The 17769-nt window shown below is 41.4% G+C and carries 16 protein-coding genes; 12 read left to right on the top strand and 4 right to left on the bottom strand.

Features of this window, described 5'->3' with window-relative positions; all coding sequences use genetic code 11:
• Positions 1 to 149: 149 nt before the first annotated feature.
• The 5 genes from ACHBGV_RS00875 to ACHBGV_RS00855 all read left to right on the top strand — a co-directional run bounded on the left by ACHBGV_RS00875 (position 150) and on the right by ACHBGV_RS00855 (position 7028).
• Positions 150 to 2882, top strand: a complete 2733-nt coding sequence (locus ACHBGV_RS00875; RefSeq protein ID WP_394735444.1) for a class I SAM-dependent DNA methyltransferase — start codon at positions 150 to 152, stop codon at positions 2880 to 2882.
• A complete protein-coding gene (locus tag ACHBGV_RS00870; RefSeq protein WP_394735443.1) occupies positions 2879 to 4801 on the top strand; it encodes a DEAD/DEAH box helicase in 1923 nt (640 codons plus the stop codon). The genes ACHBGV_RS00875 and ACHBGV_RS00870 overlap by 4 nt, the downstream gene beginning before the upstream one ends.
• The gene (locus tag ACHBGV_RS00865; protein WP_172023980.1) at positions 4798 to 5088 is read left to right on the top strand and encodes a hypothetical protein; all 291 of its coding nucleotides are present in this window, start codon (positions 4798 to 4800) and stop codon (positions 5086 to 5088) included. Before ACHBGV_RS00870 ends, ACHBGV_RS00865 begins: the two co-directional genes overlap by 4 nt.
• The gene (locus tag ACHBGV_RS00860) at positions 5078 to 5956 is read left to right on the top strand and encodes a GIY-YIG nuclease family protein (protein WP_394735442.1); all 879 of its coding nucleotides are present in this window, start codon (positions 5078 to 5080) and stop codon (positions 5954 to 5956) included. Before ACHBGV_RS00865 ends, ACHBGV_RS00860 begins: the two co-directional genes overlap by 11 nt.
• A 325-nt stretch (positions 5957 to 6281) precedes the next feature.
• A complete protein-coding gene (locus ACHBGV_RS00855; protein ID WP_167785564.1) occupies positions 6282 to 7028 on the top strand; it encodes a hypothetical protein in 747 nt (248 codons plus the stop codon).
• 38 nt (positions 7029 to 7066) lie between these two features.
• On the opposite strand, the gene ACHBGV_RS00850 is transcribed toward ACHBGV_RS00855, so the two are convergent.
• The gene (locus tag ACHBGV_RS00850) at positions 7067 to 7660 is read right to left on the bottom strand and encodes a DUF1361 domain-containing protein (RefSeq protein WP_394735441.1); all 594 of its coding nucleotides are present in this window, start codon (positions 7658 to 7660) and stop codon (positions 7067 to 7069) included.
• Positions 7661 to 7809: 149 nt separating this feature from the next.
• Positions 7810 to 8403 carry a DUF1361 domain-containing protein gene (locus ACHBGV_RS00845; RefSeq protein WP_394735440.1) on the bottom strand — a complete coding sequence of 198 codons (594 nt, stop codon included), beginning with the start codon at positions 8401 to 8403 and terminating at the stop codon, positions 7810 to 7812.
• A gap of 166 nt (positions 8404 to 8569) precedes the next feature.
• On the opposite strand from ACHBGV_RS00845, the gene ACHBGV_RS00840 reads away from it, so the two are divergent.
• Together ACHBGV_RS00840 and metG are read left to right on the top strand one after the other, a co-directional pair.
• On the top strand, positions 8570 to 9607 hold the full coding sequence (locus tag ACHBGV_RS00840) for a hypothetical protein (protein ID WP_394735439.1): 1038 nt from the start codon (positions 8570 to 8572) through the stop codon (positions 9605 to 9607).
• Positions 9608 to 10063: 456 nt separating this feature from the next.
• Complete coding sequence (gene metG / locus ACHBGV_RS00835; RefSeq protein WP_394735438.1) at positions 10064 to 12067, top strand: methionine--tRNA ligase; 2004 nt, start codon at positions 10064 to 10066, stop codon at positions 12065 to 12067.
• Positions 12068 to 12097: 30 nt separating this feature from the next.
• Here metG and ACHBGV_RS00830 read toward each other — a convergent pair whose 3' ends face one another.
• Positions 12098 to 12664 carry a GNAT family N-acetyltransferase gene (locus tag ACHBGV_RS00830; RefSeq protein ID WP_105122879.1) on the bottom strand — a complete coding sequence of 189 codons (567 nt, stop codon included), beginning with the start codon at positions 12662 to 12664 and terminating at the stop codon, positions 12098 to 12100.
• A gap of 60 nt (positions 12665 to 12724) precedes the next feature.
• Between ACHBGV_RS00830 and ACHBGV_RS00825 the strand changes: the two genes are divergently transcribed.
• The 5 genes from ACHBGV_RS00825 (at position 12725) to ACHBGV_RS00805 (ending at position 17204) form a co-directional block, all read left to right on the top strand.
• Positions 12725 to 13666 (top strand): competence protein CoiA, encoded by a 942-nt coding sequence (locus tag ACHBGV_RS00825; RefSeq protein WP_394735437.1) that lies wholly within the window; start codon positions 12725 to 12727, stop codon positions 13664 to 13666.
• Positions 13667 to 13708: 42 nt separating this feature from the next.
• Positions 13709 to 14335 (top strand): hypothetical protein, encoded by a 627-nt coding sequence (locus ACHBGV_RS00820; protein ID WP_394735436.1) that lies wholly within the window; start codon positions 13709 to 13711, stop codon positions 14333 to 14335.
• Between the two features lie 72 nt (positions 14336 to 14407).
• Complete coding sequence (gene pepF / locus ACHBGV_RS00815) at positions 14408 to 16210, top strand: oligoendopeptidase F (RefSeq protein WP_394735435.1); 1803 nt, start codon at positions 14408 to 14410, stop codon at positions 16208 to 16210.
• Between the two features lie 76 nt (positions 16211 to 16286).
• Complete coding sequence (locus ACHBGV_RS00810; protein WP_394735434.1) at positions 16287 to 16658, top strand: hypothetical protein; 372 nt, start codon at positions 16287 to 16289, stop codon at positions 16656 to 16658.
• Between the two features lie 12 nt (positions 16659 to 16670).
• A complete protein-coding gene (locus ACHBGV_RS00805; RefSeq protein ID WP_172062088.1) occupies positions 16671 to 17204 on the top strand; it encodes a DUF6630 family protein in 534 nt (177 codons plus the stop codon).
• A gap of 50 nt (positions 17205 to 17254) precedes the next feature.
• Here the strand turns inward: ACHBGV_RS00805 and ACHBGV_RS00800 are convergent, their stop codons facing one another.
• Positions 17255 to 17704, bottom strand: a complete 450-nt coding sequence (locus ACHBGV_RS00800; RefSeq protein WP_105122885.1) for a DUF1694 domain-containing protein — start codon at positions 17702 to 17704, stop codon at positions 17255 to 17257.
• Between the last annotated feature and the right edge of the window lie 65 nt (positions 17705 to 17769).

Raw genomic sequence — 17769 nt, 5'->3', positions numbered from 1 at the left:
CTTTCAGTCAAACCCTAACAACAACAGTCCTATCACAAAATAAGATTAGGAAACTGAATGGTGTGTTTAGTATAATAACGTGGGTTATTTTTTCATCAAACGCTCCTTTTGTACTAATACAAATGTGTTAGGAAAAAGTAGGAGATCTTATGGCAAAGTTTGATATTATTACAATCGAAGACAAGATTCAGCAGTTATTGGAGGATGGTTTTGACCAAGCTTCTTTTATCTATGAATTCTTGTCTTTTTATGATATTCCAAAAGCGACTATCACCCGTATCCGTAAAGAACAAAGTGGTGAAATCAAGAACAAGCTCTACTTCAAGACGGTTCCTACTGACAAGTCGGTTGTGGCAGGTGTTGCTGAGATTGAAGAAGGAATTAAGGATAAAAAATCACAACCCCGTTATATCATCGTGACCAACTTTGTGGACTTTGCAGCTAAGGATACCAAGACAAGTGATACTCTGCAGATTCCTTTTAAGGACTTACCAACCTATGCTGACTTCTTTTTGGCGTGGAATGGCGTCGAGAAGGTAGACTATGCCAAGGAAAATCCTGCGGATATTAAGGCTGCGGAACGCTTTACACGTTTGTATGATGAATTAAAGAAAATCAATCATTTTGATGACCGTAGTCAAGAGGAAAAAGAGTTTAACCTGTTTCTGATTCGACTTCTCTTTCTTTTATTTGCCGAAGATACAGAAATCATGAAAAAAGGTATTTTTACAAATGCCATCAAAACACGCTCGCGAGAAGATGGCAGTGATTTGAATGCTCTTTTTAATCAGATATTTGCCAGTCTGGATATTGCTAACCGTTTCAGCCAAGAAAGCTGGTTACAGGAATTTCCATATGTCAATGGAAAACTGTTTACAGATGCATCAACTAATCTAGTTTTTGATAAGAAAACAAGAAAATTAATCTTGGAAGCAGGCGAGCTCCTCAACTGGAATGAAATCAATCCGGATATTTTAGGGGCTATGATTCAGACAGTGGCTAGCAGTGAGCACCGTTCAAGCTCTGGTATGCACTATACTTCTGTTGAAAATATCATGAAGGTCATTAAACCGCTCTTTCTTGATGAACTGACTGCAAATTTTCAGACTATTGTAGATAAAATCAATGAGAATGAAGACAAGGACATAACCGAGCGAACCAAGCGAGAGAATAGAGCAACTTTCGAGAAAGAATTGTCCACACTTCACGAACGCCTATCCAAGATAAAATTCTTTGACCCAGCCTGTGGCTCAGGGAATTTCCTTATTATCACCTATAAAGAGCTTCGTCGTTTGGAAATTCAGATTTTGAAAACTCTCCGTCATCTAAGAAATGACCACAGTATTAACTTATTTGAAAAATCCAAAATCTCACTTCATCAATTCTATGGAATTGAGCTAGATGACTTTGCTCATGAAGTGGCTCGTCTTTCCCTCTGGATAGCTGAGCACCAAATGAATGTGGAAACGGAAAAAGAAATCGCAATAAAACAAGCCTTTCTCCCTCTGCGTGATGCAGGAAACATCACTCAAGGAAATGCCCTTAGACTTGACTGGGATAGGGTTGTTCCACACTCATCGACTGATGAAATCTACCTGATAGGCAATCCGCCATATATTGGTACAAAAGGGAGAAATGCACAGTCTTTGGATCAAAAAGCTGATTTAGCTCAAGCCATTTTTCCCCTTGAGACAAGAATAATGGATTATATTTTTGGTTGGTTTTTTAAGGCTGCGAAATTTATCTATAATAATAATGCTGAGTTTGCTTTTGTTTCTACTAACTCACTATTTCAAGGAGAGCAAGCCCCAATTGTCGCAGATAACCTGTTAAGTAAATTAGATATAAAATTTGTTTATCCATCTTTTAGGTGGTCCAATAACGCAAAAAATAATGCTGGTGTAATTGTAGTAATTGTAGGTTTTACCAATAAAACTAATGCTAGAAAACATATTTATTTAGAAGATTCAATCAGTTCTGTTGATAGAATTAACGTGCATCTAAAAGCAGGTGCCGATTACAATGTTTTAAAAACTAATCAATTAAATAAAAATTTACCTTTCTTGATGACAATTGGGAGTGCTGAGTATGGAGATGATAATCTAATTTTTTCCATTGAAGAGTATAAAGATTTTATTTTTAAATATCCAGAAACTGAGTATATGTTTAAAAAATGTATTAACGCAACTAATTTAGTCAATGGACAATTTACATATGCACTTTGGCTAGAAGATCATTTAGTAAATGATGCACTGATGATTCCAGAGTTAAAAACAAGAATTGAAATGGTTAGGGAGTTTCGTAGTAACAGTAAGCGAGCTAAAACAAAAAGTGCAGAGAGAACACCTTGGAAGTTTTCAGATTCGACATATCAATCAAAATCGGCTTTAGTATTCCCTGTAGTACACCCAGAGAATCGGGAATATCTTCCGGCAACTTTCATTGATGAAAATATTGTCCCTACCAATGCAAATTATGTAATCTATGATGCTCCAATTTGGTTGCTAGGAATCATAGTGTCAAGAATGCATATGGTTTGGTTTAGAAATATTGGAGGGAAATTAAAGAATGATCCTAGATATTCATCGAAACTCGTATTTAATACATTTCCAATTCCTAAAATTAAAAATGAAAAAATGAAGGAATTAGAAAATTTAGTGTTTGAACTTATTGATGTAAGAGAAGAAGAAGGTGGAACACTTGCAGACCAGTATGGCGGAAGTAATAAAGAAATGAATAAAAGAGTTCGTATAGTGCATGAAAAGATAGATGATACAGTTGAAAAACTGTATTCACAAGTTGCATTTTCTTCTGATAAGTCTCGATTTGACGCACTTATAAAATTATATAATAAAAATCTAAAAATAAAGGAGCAATCATGAGCCAGCTTTTTGAAGTGACCTATGGTCAGAAGAAAACCAGCGTCAATACCAATGAACTGGGCATGCGTGAGATGCAGGCGCGTGTCTATGAAAAGAGAAACAGCCCCTATCTCTTGGTCAAGGCACCGCCAGCATCCGGTAAGTCCAGGGCACTGATGTTTGTTGCCTTGGATAAGTTGAAACGCCAAGGCTTGAAAAAAGCTATCATAGCCGTACCAGAAAAGTCCATCGGCAAGTCATTTCGTTCGACCAAACTTTCGGACTTTGGCTATTACTGGGATTGGATCGTCAAAGATGAAAACAACCTAACCACATCAGGCACCACCAAAAGTAAGGTAGAAAAATTTATCAACTTTATCCAGTCTACTGATGAAACAGATGATGTCTTGATTGCTACCCATGCAACGCTCCGCTTTGCTTCTGAACAATTGGATGCCAGCGATTTTGATGATTGTTTGCTTGCCATTGACGAGTTTCATCATGTCTCCCAGGATGATAATTCTGTTTTGGGAAATGCTCTACGGGAAGTCTTGCAGAAATCAACAGCTCATGTCTTTGCCATGACAGGTTCTTATTTCCGTGGAGATAGTGTACCTATCTTGGATCCGGCAGATGAGGCACGTTTTGAGCGCGTGACCTATACCTATTATGAACAGTTGGAGGGCTATCAATACCTCAAGTCCTTCGTCATGAACTACAAGTTTTACCGTGGTCGCTACACGGATGCCTTTCCAGATTTATTGCCAGAGTTTATTGACAAGAAGACCATTATTCATATTCCAAATGTTAATTCAGGTGAGTCTTCAAAGGATAAGTATGGTGAAGTCGATGAAATTTTAGATTGTTTAGGAGATTACCTGCATAAAGATGAACATGGGATTATTCATCTGCGTTCTAAGACAGGTAAGATCTTGAAGATTGCGGACTTGGTGACTGAGGACGGTCGTGATTTAGTCAGCAATTATCTGGCGAAAATGGATAGTGAAGACGACCTGGATATGATTATTGCTCTTGGGATGGCTAAGGAAGGTTTTGACTGGCCATTTGCAGAATATGCCCTGACTATCGGCTACCGCTCTTCGCTGACAGAGATTGTCCAGATTATCGGACGGGTCACAAGGGACAGCTCAAACAAGACCAGAGCTCAATTTACCAATCTAATTGCAGAACCAGATGCCGAAGATGAGGAAGTCCAATTCTCTGTAAATAACATCATGAAAGCTATTACTGCTAGCTTGTTGATGGAAAATGTCCTCTCGCCATCTTTCAAGTTTAAGCGAAAGGAAAATGACGGCCAGAAAGCTAACGGAGCTGAGATTTTTATCAAGGGTCTAGCCAAGCCATCAACGGAACGTACCCAAAAAATCATTGAGCAGGATATTACAGACTTAAAAGCCTCTGTCTTGCAAGATGATGTGGTACAGGCAGCTATTTCTGCAGGTGCAGAGAGCAAGGTCATCACAAAACAGTTGATTCCAAGAGTGATTGCCAACCGTTATCCAGACCTGACACAGACAGAGGTTGAAGAGGTTCGTCAGCATTTAGTCGCTGATTTGACCTTATCCAATGCTAAGAAAGACAGCGAAAATAATAAGCTGTTAAAAATGGCGGATAAATTTATCAATATTGACGACTTAAGTATAGATTTGATTGATAGTGTCAATCCATTTCAAAGTGCTTATGAGGTTCTGTCCAGGGATGTGGATAGTCGTACCTTAAGCCTGATTGCACGGGTATTTGATGCCAAAAAAGTAGAGTTTACAACTGACGAATTGCGCATGCTTTATCCACAGATTAAGGCTTTTCAGGCTGAGCATGGACGTTCACCAAGACGAAATTCCTCAGATTTAGAGGAAGAACGACTTTACTTTGCCTTAGCTAAGCTTGATGAACTCCGTCGTGAAAGGGATAATCAATGATAGAAAATTTTGCAACCTTAGAAGATATTTTTGCGGATGAAGCCTTTGAAAGCTTGGTTGCTGGGATTCGTGTTGTCAAAGTTGAAAGATTACACCCAGAAATAGAGAAATTTATGGAAATCTGTCAATGGGTTAAGAAACATGGACGAGAGCCACAAAGAAGTACTCAAATCAAAGAACGACAATTATTCAGTCGCTTGAAGGCGATTCGTGCGGATGAGGAGAGAAGAGCTCTAGTTAGCGCCTATGATGAACTGGATTTGTTAGGAGATAGACATGATAGATGACTTAGATGATATTTTAAATGATGATTCCTTGTTTGAAAATTTCGAAACAGATAGGACCTTATTTAGCACTAAACGCTATCAGGGAACAGTTAGAGCTAGGAGTAAATCTAGTAGTCGTCAACGTGTTCAAACTGGCTTTGACACCTATCAGAAATTGTTTACACAGGTTCATGCTGATATTGCTTGTGGTAAACGTCAGATAAAATCCATCGAGGAAACCAGTCAAGGAAACCGTATCAGTCGAAAAAATCCCATTAAACAGGGGAATTTTTATGTTGATAATGGTGTCATGCTGTATGTTGCCAAAATTTATGATCCTAAGACAGGTGTGGAAGTCAACCAGTCAACAGATCGTAAGTACAAGGTGCATATTGTATATGAAAATGGAACGGAGAATCATGTTTGGCTCTTGAGTTTAATTTCTTCATTGTACGATAAAAAGCGTTCGGGCAGATTGGTAACTGAACCCTTAGATACTATTTCTATGCTAGGAGAAGAAACCGCCCAATATCACACAACAGGCTACATTTATGTTATCAAATATGCTGGAACAGATACTCGATTTTTAGAATTGGATAACCTCTACAAGATAGGGGTAGCTACAGATATCAAAAAAAGGCTTTCCAATAGTCAAAACGAAGCGACTTACCTATATGCTCCAGTCTATCTGGTAGCCAGTTATGAGATCCAGAATGTTTCTGCTAACAAGTTAGAAAAATATTTACACGACGCTTTTAGCGACAAGCGCGTCCAACTGGAGACTATTTCTCCAACCGGTAAAAAAGTTTCTGTTACTGAGTGGTTTGTGGTAGAATTAGAACAGATTGAACAAAAAATTTATGAGCTTTTTATGTTTCTAAATCTCTGACATCTTATCAGCTAAACCAGTGGAGAACTATATCGTTCGTTTCTATTTTTCACATTTGCGATTTGATAACTAGTGGGCACGATTGCCATAGCAATAGCTTTCATATTCTTTCGTAGGAAATAGGCGGAAGGACAGATGGACAAACTATTGCCTTGATTTTTTATCGTAAACTGTGCCTCCCTGCAATCATTGGTGCATTGGTAGGTGGTTTTGTCATTTTAAGTCTATTATTTGGCAGAAGGAAATAATGATATTGAAGCATTGCAAAAGAATGGAACCTATCGTACAATGGTAGTATATTTCAGATATACAGGAAGGGGTTGCTATGCCTTACCGTAAATTAACATCAAGAGATCGGTCTTTTATCAAAGGTCAGACGGACCGCTTGCTGAATCAGATGAATAGCAATGCGGCCTATTTGGGGACAGTTCAGACCTATGAAGCAGCCAAGGCTAGGGCCAATCAAGCCTATCTGGCAATGGAACTAGAAGATGACCCAGAGAAAAAGGTCCGACTGGCAAAATTGGTTGAAACCTATACTGCACAAGCCCAGGCTATACTGGATGATTGGGAAGAGAAAAAAAGACCTGCAGAGAAAACGACCAGAAATGTCAAGTTGATCTTGTGGCTGACGATACTGTTCACCCTTAGCTTTGTCTTCCCCGTCAATATCATTCTAGCCATTCTTTTTTCCGTTTGGTTTTATCGGAATTACCTTCGTTCAAGTAGAACTGACCAAGTGATTAAGGCTGCTAATAGCCAATCTTTGACAGAAGAGAGATGGTTTGAAGACTGGTTGACAGAAAAGATTGTCAATCTCAACAAGGACAAGCGGGAGTGGACTGAGGCTATGCTGACAAAATATGACAACTTAGATGACATAGCAGCAGGTATCGGTGAAATGGATGAGATAGATAAAGTGGCTGGTGAGAAGCTTCTTCGACGCTATCAGGATATTTTGGCAGATATTGAAAAACTTCCGGATTCTGACCAGAAAACCTATTATTTGGATTTTCATCGGGAGATCATTTCCGACTTGGAAGATCTATTTGAACAACTCCATTTTGGATAAGAAAAACCGGTAACAGTACAAGGCTGTTGCCGGTTTTGTTATTCGTCTATGGAAAAGACCAAGACCATGATTTGAATAAAGGTAAAGCCCAGGATGAAAGGCAGGGCAGCCCAAGAAATGACTTCAATCATTTCACTGACGACCAGGCTTGGTCTGGTAAAGATGTCCCATGAATTGAGCCGTGCATAGCGTCCGATGTGAATGGCAAAGCTGGATAGGAGGGAAAGACCACCAATCAGAAACAGCCTGATCCAGTAGGACTTGATAGAAAAGGCAGAGAAAATCAGCCTCAGGCTTTCCACGCCTGTCATGACCCCATAGAAAATACTTGGGACATAGAGCATGAAGAGAATCATGCTTTCACGTTGCCAAAGAACTGTGTTGGCGAAGTGCATGTGGACGATATCCGTCACCATGTAGAAGGTATTGGGATAGAAGAAGAGCCAGAGGAGCCCAGCCATGATTTTGAGGACTTTAGATTTTGTGTGGTTGGTCAGGATGGCGAAGTCAAGTGCCACCAAAGCCAAAAACATATTCCAAGTCAAGTCTGGTGCGGTGACACCATAACGCTTTAGACCGGCAGCGATGATGAGGAAAAAAATATGGATCAAAACATTTTTCATTGTAAACATGACAAGCCTCTTTCTGTAGAATATAAATGCTAGTATATCACATTCAGGCAGAAAAGGGGGACTAGGCATTGTATTGTTTGAACATGCTTAAGAATGGATTAAGTATTAGATACAAAAAAGAAACAGCTGAACTGTTTCTTTCAACTCCTTTATTCATCAACGGCAAAGACCAAGACCATGATTTGAATGAGGGTGAAGCCAAAGATAAAAGGGAAGGTGTCCCAAGAGATAGCCGCCAGCATAGAGTTTAAGACGATAAAAGGTTGGATGAACATATCCCAAGAATGAAGATTTGCAAAATATGCAACGTGAATAGCATAGCTAGAAGTTAACGCTAGAGTACCAATAACCCCAAGACGTAGTGCGTAGTTTCTGATTGAATATCCCTTGAAAATCAGTTCTACGCTTTCCACGCCAGCCATAATACCGAATAAAATAGCAGGAATGGTCAACATGAAGAGTATCAAGCTGCTTTGTTCCCAAAGGGTATTGCTGGCCAGCTGGAGATTGGTTAGCTGGGTCACCATAAAGAAGGTGTTGGGATAGAAGAAGAGCCAAAAAGGTGTCAGGAGCAGTTTGCTTGCCACGTGGCTATTTTCCTTGACTAAAATAGCTAAATCCAAAGCAATCAGGGCCATCGTAATATTTCCAATTAGGGGTGAATCTTGTGCACCATATAGAAATAGTCCGACTACTATCAATGCGTAAAATAAATGAATCAAGAGATTTTTTGGTGAAAACATAGATAACCCCATTCTTTTTCATAACTTCTTCTAGTATACCATATCTTGATAGCTTGTGGACGGGAAGTCGCTTTGTTTTTGCACAAAAATATGATAAAATGGGAACATTAGCAAGAAAACTGGAATTGTAGACGCTATTCGACATCTTACTAGAAAAGAGTTTATCATGTCTTTTATCACAACAATTATCGATGACCACTTAGCAGATTTTTCTGGCTCCCTGTCTTATTTTGATCGGGAGGGAAATGTTCATGGCGTTACGCACGGGAGCAAGACCTCCTATCCATCCTTTGAGGATTACTATCTGGCTATGGGCGCGCGTATTAGTAGCGAAGTACAAAGTAAATATACCAGAAAATTAAGGTTTTGGGCTTTTTGGGAGGCCATACAATTCCCCTCGATTGCTCTTTCTCTATTCATCGGTCTTATTTCCTTGGTTCTTTTTTTCATTACAAAGGGAGAGGGATGGCCTGAGGGGCTTGTAAATATTGCTATGTTCTTTACGATTTCCCCACTTTTTGGATATATATATTACAATTTGTTTTTCAAAACTTGGGCGACAACAAATTTTGAAAATGCCTATTATAGAGAACTAGCTAAGAAACAGTCAACGATTTACACGAAGAAAGTCAAGCGTGAAAAAAATTGGCCATTTATCATCGCTGTTGTTGTGCTACTAGCCTTGGGATACTTTGATAGCTGGACTACATCAGTAAAACTATTACTGATGGGGCTGATTCCATTATTGTTGAGCATGATCGAGGGAATCATCCTAATAGGCCTTATAAAACTTTTTACTACTCTATTCCCAAAAAAGAAAAAAGAGACTTCTGATGCTTTGCAACGTCTATCTCCAGAACTCGATAAGGAGTTAAAAAAGTGTCTCAGGGCGATTTATTTAGATTTTCAAAAAGGGAACTACTCAGATGCCTACAAACGATTTGACACCTCTCAGAAAAGTTGGGAAGAGTTTCACCAAGAGATTCAAAATTTCCTTAATGACCAAGAACTGACTGCCTTCCATACCATTCCCTTTGAGGAGACGGAAATTTCAATTTTAAACGTCACGGCCAGCGATTTTGAGGCCGATTTATTTCTATATGATACTCAGGCGATAGAATTTCCAGAGTTTTATCTCATTTGCAAAGTTAGCTACCAAGACGACACAATAAAAGCAATTGAATTGGTTGAGATAGGCTATTAAAGAAAAGAGTGTATTCTCCATGAAGGTCCTCTGATGATAGATTTAACAATGTTGCCTTCGTTTTTCTCTGAAAAAACAGAAAGTTATAGCAATTGAAATCGTTTAAGCTGCATTTTTTTAGATATGTAGTTAGTATGATATGGATGAGCAGTCGTAAATTTTACTCTATATATTTTAATTTACTCCGATACTTTGTAGTTTTCTCACAGTCTTAATCGAATTGGACATGTTTTATACATGAAAGGAATGAATTTCTAAGGTAAATGTCTTAGATATAAATTTAACCGAACAATATATCAGAACACTATCCACTCAAGAAATGGGAGTAGAAAGTAGATTGATATATAGGAACTAAAACTTTTAAAGACCAGTTGCCTGGTCTTTTTTTTGACTTCAAATTGTGGTATAATTGGCTGGTATCAAAAACGCGTTCCATTAGCGCGGAAAGGAAAAAACATGTCAAAAACACCATTTTATATTACAACGCCTATTTATTACCCATCGGGTAAGCTCCACATTGGCTCGGCCTATACGACCATTGCCTGTGACGTACTGGCTCGCTACAAGCGTCTCATGGGCCACGAGGTCTTCTATCTGACAGGGCTTGATGAGCACGGGCAAAAGATTGAGGAGAAGGCAAAAGAGGCTGGTCTGACACCACAAGCCTACGTTGACGGCATGGCGGTTGGCGTTAAAGAGCTCTGGAACTTGCTCGACATCTCTTACGACAAATTTATCCGCACGACTGATGATTACCACGAGGAAGTGGTGGCGGCTGTTTTTGAAAAATTGCTGGCGCAGGACGACATTTACTTGGGAGAGTATTCTGGTTGGTACTCCGTATCAGACGAGGAATTTTTCACCGAGAGCCAATTAGAAGAGGTCTTCCGAGATGAAAACGGCAAGGTAACAGGCGGTATCGCTCCGAGCGGTCACGAAGTAGCCTGGGTATCAGAAGAGTCCTACTTCCTCCGCCTCAGCAAGTATCAAGATAAATTGGTTGAGTTTTTCAATGCTCATCCAGACTTTATCCAACCGGACGGTCGTCTCAATGAAATCATGAAAAACTTCATCGAGCCAGGCTTGGAAGATTTGGCCGTATCCCGTACTTCATTTACCTGGGGCGTGCCCGTACCGTCAAATCCAAAGCACGTTGTCTATGTCTGGATTGATGCCCTACTCAACTACGCAACTGCCTTGGGCTATGGTCAGGAAGAAACAGCCAACTACGACAAGTTCTGGAATGGAACAGTTTACCATATGGTTGGCAAGGACATTCTTCGTTTCCACTCCATTTACTGGCCAATTATGCTCATGATGTTGGATATGAAGTTGCCAGACCGCTTGGTTGCTCATGGCTGGTTTGTCATGAAAGATGGCAAGATGTCTAAGTCTAAGGGCAATGTGGTTTATCCAGAAATGCTGGTCGAGCGTTTCGGTTTGGATCCGCTCCGTTATTACCTCATGCGTAGTCTACCAGTTGGCTCTGACGGCACCTTTACACCAGAAGATTATGTTGGTCGTATCAACTACGAACTAGCTAACGACCTTGGAAACTTGCTCAACCGTACCGTTGCTATGATTAACAAGTACTTCGGTGGTCAGGTACCGACTTTTGTTGCCAACGTGACAGATTTTGATGCGGACTTGGCGGCAGTAGTTGCTGACAACTTAGCAAGCTACCACAAATATATGGAAGCTGTTGACTACCCACGCGCCTTGGAAGCGGTATGGAATATCATCTCCCGTACCAACAAGTACATCGATGAAACAGCACCGTGGGTCTTGGCAAAAGAAGAAGCTGACCGTGACAAGTTGGCGGCGGTGATGGCTCACTTGACAGCAGGTCTTCGTGTGGTGGCTCATCTCATTCAACCATTCATGATGACTACTTCAAATGCCATTATGGAACAGCTTGGTTTGGGAACAGCATTTGACCTTGAAAACCTTGATTTTGCTGGTCTTCCAGCTGGTTTGACAGTGGTCGCAAAAGGTACACCTATCTTCCCACGTCTGGATATGGAAGAGGAAATCGCCTATATCCAAGCTCAAATGGGTGGCAGCTCTGCTATTTCCCAAGAGGAAGAAAAAGAGTGGAACCCAGCTGACGTGGAACTCAAAAACGAAAAAGCTGCGATCAAGTTCGAGGACTTTGATGCGGTTGAAATCCGCGTGGCCGAAGTCAAGGAAGTTGCCAAGGTGGAGGGCTCTGACAAGTTGCTCAAGTTCCGTCTAGATGCTGGTGACGGTCAGGACCGCCAAATCCTGTCTGGTATTGCCAAGTACTATCCAAATGAGCAGGAGTTGGTCGGTAAGAAAGTTCAAATCGTTGCCAACCTCAAGCCACGTAAGATGATGGGCTTGCTCAGCCAGGGTATGATCCTCTCAGCCGAACACGACGGCAATTTGACACTTTTAACAGTAGATCCATCTGTGCCAAACGGCAGTCAGATTGGGTAAGTTTGCAGAGACAAGACACAAAAACCAGCCCTAGTCGGCTGGTTTTTTGAGTACTTTCCATTCCTTTTCTAGAATGGACATAATGAGGGTATCGGCATAACCGTCTGCTGTCTTATGGCTGTCACGCTTGATACCTTCTAAACGAAAACCTGCTTTTTCATAGGCACGCTTGGCACGCGGGTTGAAGGAAAAAACTTCCAATTCCAAGCGATGTAAGCCAACCTGCTCAAAAGCGAAATCTCTGGTTTTCTCGACTGCCCAAGAGCCCAAACCACGGTCCAAATAGTCCTCGTCAAAGATAACAATCCGAAAGTTAGCGGAGTTATTCTCCCTATCTAGTTCATTGATGACCGACTCACCGATAAAGGTTCCGTCAGGTGCAATCAAGATAAAATCAAACCGATCAGGGTCAGCCACAATCCGATTGTAGAAGTTGATAACGTCATCTTTAGTGTAAGTTCCCGAGCTCCCTGTCAAACGATAAATTTCAACGGAAGGCTTGGTAAAACAGTCCTCATAGTATTTCTCTGCAAAGCCCACTTGAAAGGACTGCAGAATGAAGCCATCCTTTTCCCATTTGATAATATTTTTGGTCATTTTCCATCTCCTTTTCATCATTTTACCACAACTTGCGAACTAATAAAGAGAGGAGGTTTTATGTTAGTTGCACTTGATGAAGATGGGCAAGTCTTTAATGTCTTGGAAAATCCTGCGCCGCAAGGCAGTTTTTCCTGTCCAGGTTGTGGAGGACTTGTCCGATACAAATCTGGAAAAATTCTGCGTTCGCACTTTGCCCACGTCACCCTGCGGGACTGCCATTACTTTTCCGAGAATGAATCCGCCCAGCATCTGTCACTTAAGTCTTGTCTGTACAGATGGTTAATCAATGCCGAACAAGTTGAACTTGAAAAAAGCCTGCCCAGTATAGGGCAGGTCGCGGATTTATTTGTTAATAATAGTCTAGCTTTGGAAGTCCAATGTTCCAGTCTGCCGATTTCTCGTTTGCAGCTGAGGACGCAGGCCTATCGTGAGGGTGGTTATCTGGTTCTTTGGTTGCTTGGCAAGGATTTGTGGCTCAAGGAACGACTGACCAATTTGCACAAGCAATTTCTCTCTTTTAGTATGAATATGGGGTTTCACCTCTGGGAATTAGATGACGAGAAAAAAGAATTGCGGCTCCGTTACCTTATTCATGAAGACTTACGAGGTAAGGTCCACTGTATGACTAAGGTTTTTCCATTTTGCGAGGGAAATTTATTGGAAATCTTGCGTCTGCCCTTTGCCAAGCAAATTCTATCTAGCATGACTTGTCCAATGGATGAGGATTTGCCTCGCTACATTGCTCAACAGCTTTATTACAAATCCCCCAAATGGCTCGCCCTGCAAGCAGAGGCTTATGGACGTGGGGAAAATCTACTGATCAAGACAGCATTAGACTTTTATCCCCAAATCCGACTGCCCCGCTCTGCCATTGGCTTTGCCCAAATCAAGCAAGACCTGACTCCGATGTACCAAGCATTTGATCAGTTTTACGACAAAGCAAAAGATAAGAGTAGACAAATCTTGTATCCACCTATAATGTATAGACAACTTATGTAAATAATGATATAATAAAAAAAGGTTTACAAGGAGGTTCGTGGAATGAAATTCAGTCGTTTTACCTTAGTAAGTGCCTCTTTACTGCTAATAGCTTGCTTATCAGCTTGTGCTGTCAGGTATGAGGAAGGGCAAACAAGCACTGCCTCTAGTCAGCAAGTGCAAACAATCAATGAGGATGAAGTACAGAAGTTTACCTCCCAGCATAGTCAGAAAGTAGCATCTAAAGAAGTAGGAGATGACGGAGGAACACTCATAGTCTTTGAAGATGGTACGGAATACCTTTTCACTGATGAATATTATATGCTTTCCTACCAAAGCGGTTGTAAGGTAACCTATTTCATTGAAAGTGGTGATTATACTGTAGCGACAGATGAATACGAAGGCGAAGAGAAAGCAAGTACAGCTAAGGGACAGGTCGGACAGTATTTTGTAGACAGTGGCTATTCTATTTCTTTTGCAAATGATGGCGCCCTCCTCATTGATTTACAAGGAAATTTCACCCACCAGTATGATGACCAGGAGAAAAAAGGAAATATTAATGATGCGGAAGGAAATAGTTACGTCGATAGCTTGTTAAACCAATATGGCATCCCGAATCTTGCCTTTTATGACAGCTTTGTCAAAGAAGTGGTAGCAGATGCCAAGACCTACTTGACTACTGATGAGTAGGTTGTAAGCCCTCACTTTTCAATGGAAAGCGAGGCTTTTTTGTGGTAAAATAATAGGAACGGAGGATTTATTATGTCAAAACAACGTTATGAAATTGAAGAAAAATACCAGTGGGATTTAGCGACTGTTTTCCCGACAGATGAGGCTTGGGAAGCCGAGTTGGCTGATCTCCAAGCAGAAACAGAAAAAGCTAAGGTCTTTGCAGGTCACTTGCTGGACTCAGCTAAGAGCCTCTTGGAGATTAGCGAAACCCAGCTTGGTCTTATGCGCCGGCTTGAAAAGCTCTATGTCTATGCGTCCATGAAGAACGACCAGGATACCCGCGAAGGCAAGTATCAGGAGTTTCAAGCCAAGGCTTTGGCCCTTTATTCTGCCTTTTCACAGGCTTTTGCCTTCTATGAGCCAGAATTTATGGCCATTACTGAGGAGCAACTAGAGGCTTTCAAGGTAGAAGAGCCAGCTCTGAGTCAGTACAGCCACCAATTTGAAAAACTCTTGGCAGTCAAGGACCACATCTTGTCACAGGAAGTAGAAGAAGTTCTTGCGGCGACCAGTGAGATTTTCGATGCTCCGTCTGAAACCTTCTCTGTTTTGGACAATGCTAGCCTGCGTTTCCCAGAAATCGCAGATGAGGACGGCAAGTTGGTGCCCCTTTCTCATGGCAACTACATCTCCTTTATGGAGTCCAAAAACCGCGAAGTGCGTCAAGAGGCCTATGAGGCACTCTACGAAACCTACGAGCAATTCCAGCATACCTATGCCAAGACCCTTCAGTCTAACATTAAGGTCAATAACCTGAAAGCCCGTTTACGGAAGTACGATTCAGCCCGTCACGCAGCACTTTCTGCCAACTTTATCCCAGAGTCCGTTTACGATACATTAGTATCAGCAGTCAACAAGCACCTTCCGCTCTTGCACCGCTATATCAATTTGCGTAAGAAACTCTTGGGTATTGATGATCTCAAGATGTACGATATGTACACACCGCTTTCGAGCACAGATACAAAAGTCACCTATGAAGAAGCCTTGGCTACTTGTGCCGATACCTTGGATATCTTTGGTGATGAGTACGCGGCCATTGTCAAAGAAGCCTTTGAAAACCGCTGGATTGATGTCCATGTCAACGAAGGCAAACGTTCAGGAGCTTATTCGGGTGGTGCCTATGACACCAACGCCTTCATGCTCCTCAACTGGCAGGATAATTTGGACAATATGTACACCCTGATTCACGAAACAGGGCATTCGCTCCATTCGATGTTGACTCGTCAGAACCAGCCTTATGTCTATGGTCACTATTCTATTTTCTTGGCTGAGATTGCTTCGACCACCAACGAAAATCTCCTGACAGAGAAGCTCTTGGCAGAAGTAGAAGACGACAAGACCCGCTTTGCTATTCTCAACCACTACTTAGACGGCTTCCGTGGAACGGTCTTCCGTCAAACCCAGTTTGCTGAGTTTGAGCAGGCTATTTACAAGGCTGACCAGGAAGGCCAAGTCTTGACCGCTGATTTCCTCAACCAGCTTTACGGTGAACTCAATGAGAAGTATTATGGCTTGTCTGCGGAAGAAAATCCATTGATTCAGTATGAGTGGGCTCGTATTCCACATTTCTATTACAATTTCTATGTTTACCAATATTCAACTGGCTTTGCGGCAGCGTCTGCTTTGGCAGATAAGATTGTCAATGGTAGCCCAGAGGACAAGGAAAACTACCTCAACTACCTCAAGGCTGGTAGCTCTGATTATCCACTCAATGTCATTGCAAAAGCTGGCGTGGATATGACCAAGGAAGACTATCTCAACGATGCCTTCAAGGTCTTTGAAGCCCGCTTGACAGAGTTGGAAGCTCTCGTTGAGAAAGGTGTGCACCTATAAGATGATTTCCTACAAACGATCTTTAGTCTATCCGCTTATCAGTTCTAACCTTGTGGCGTTGATTAGCATCGGTGTGATGACCAAACCAGAACCTGCAGTTGGACTAGGACTTGTCTTTCTCCTGGTCGCTATCCTATCGGCTATCTATGCGTATGTCTTGCGCCAGCAGGGTGAAGTCTTTCTCTTAACAGCTGAAGGCTTGGACTTTCAGGAAAAAATCGGCTCACCACGCCAGCATTTTTCAATGGAAGAAATTGGAGAGATGCGCTATATAGTGCGGCCTATTTATCGGGATTTTTTGTCGCATAAGCTGAGGATTGTTGGAAATTCAGGGAATTTGTTAGTTGAAGTGAATTTGAATGCCCTGGCTGGAGCGGACTTTAACGACATTTACCATTTTGTGCAAGAAGTCGCTCCCCATGTCCAGTGGGATTTTCCTACGAATTAAGAAGGAGGAAGCATGCTAACAGAAAATCAATTGCAGGATATTTTTGAAATAGCTGAAATCCTGTCAAATAGCGACAGAGACCTGTTCGCACAGTTGAAAGAGGCAGTTTTTGCAACGGATCCCAATCATATTTTGAATATGTTCGAATCCTATTTGTCAGCTGAGGAGTTTGACCAATTTTTGGACCAGGTGACGGAGTCAGAAAAAGACAATTTATGGTTGATTTTAGTCACGCTGTTAACCAAGCAGGACTATATTTTCCCTTGTGATATAGAAGTTGACTTGACGGATTTTATCAATGGTTTCGATCAGCTCAAACAGGTACGTGCTGCAGGTGTTTTACTAAAATTGGATCCGGATGGACTCAATCCAGGCGCCAATCTTGCCCAGTGGCTCGTAACGATTAATGCCAAGTTTGAAGCTGAAGGCTTGGCTGCGGGCTTGCTGTCAATTACAGAAGACAAGTTTTATGTTTTCTTTAATCAGATTGAAAAAGTAGCCCGGTTGCAGCAGCTGGCACAAGGACTTGATATTGTGATTGCCTAATCATTGAGTATGAATGTGTTATTTTGGGGAATAAAAAGGGCAAGCCTTGCTTACCCAAATAATTTTTTCCAGAAGGAAGGTTTTGTATCTTCCTTTTTTTCTGTTTTTGTCATCCATTCTGGAAAGTTTGCTGCGAATGCAATATCCTCCTTATCGACAGCATGGTCCGTGTGGAATAGGAGAGCATAAGGAGAAGCGCCAACTTTCTCATCAATAATGCTGGCTGTGATGCTACCCTGCTGAGCAATTTTCATCAGTGCGATTTGCAGGCTATCGGACAGGGAAGGGGACAACTTGAGAAAGAGAGGACTGGTTTCTGACAGGAGTTTTTGGCAGATATAAGCAAAGTTCTTTGCCAGGTCAGGATGATTGGCCTCTTCAAAATTGAGAATGAGGACCACCCGTTCGCGGAAGGTTCCCATGTATTTACGCTGTTGGTCAGGGTCCAGTCTGGTCTCGCCAGATGCTTTTTGTAAAATGGTAGAATGTAAATCAGTCATGTTGATTAGTATAACATAGTTGAAAAAGTTCGCCAAGGAAGACGCTTACATCATTTCTTTCAGCA

Source organism: Streptococcus sp. A34 (assembly GCF_043674115.1).
In the GTDB taxonomy this organism is placed as follows: Bacteria; Bacillota; Bacilli; order Lactobacillales; family Streptococcaceae; genus Streptococcus; species Streptococcus suis_V.
The sequence above is the reverse complement of the archived record's forward strand: the minus strand, read 5'-3'. Positions and strand labels throughout refer to the sequence as shown.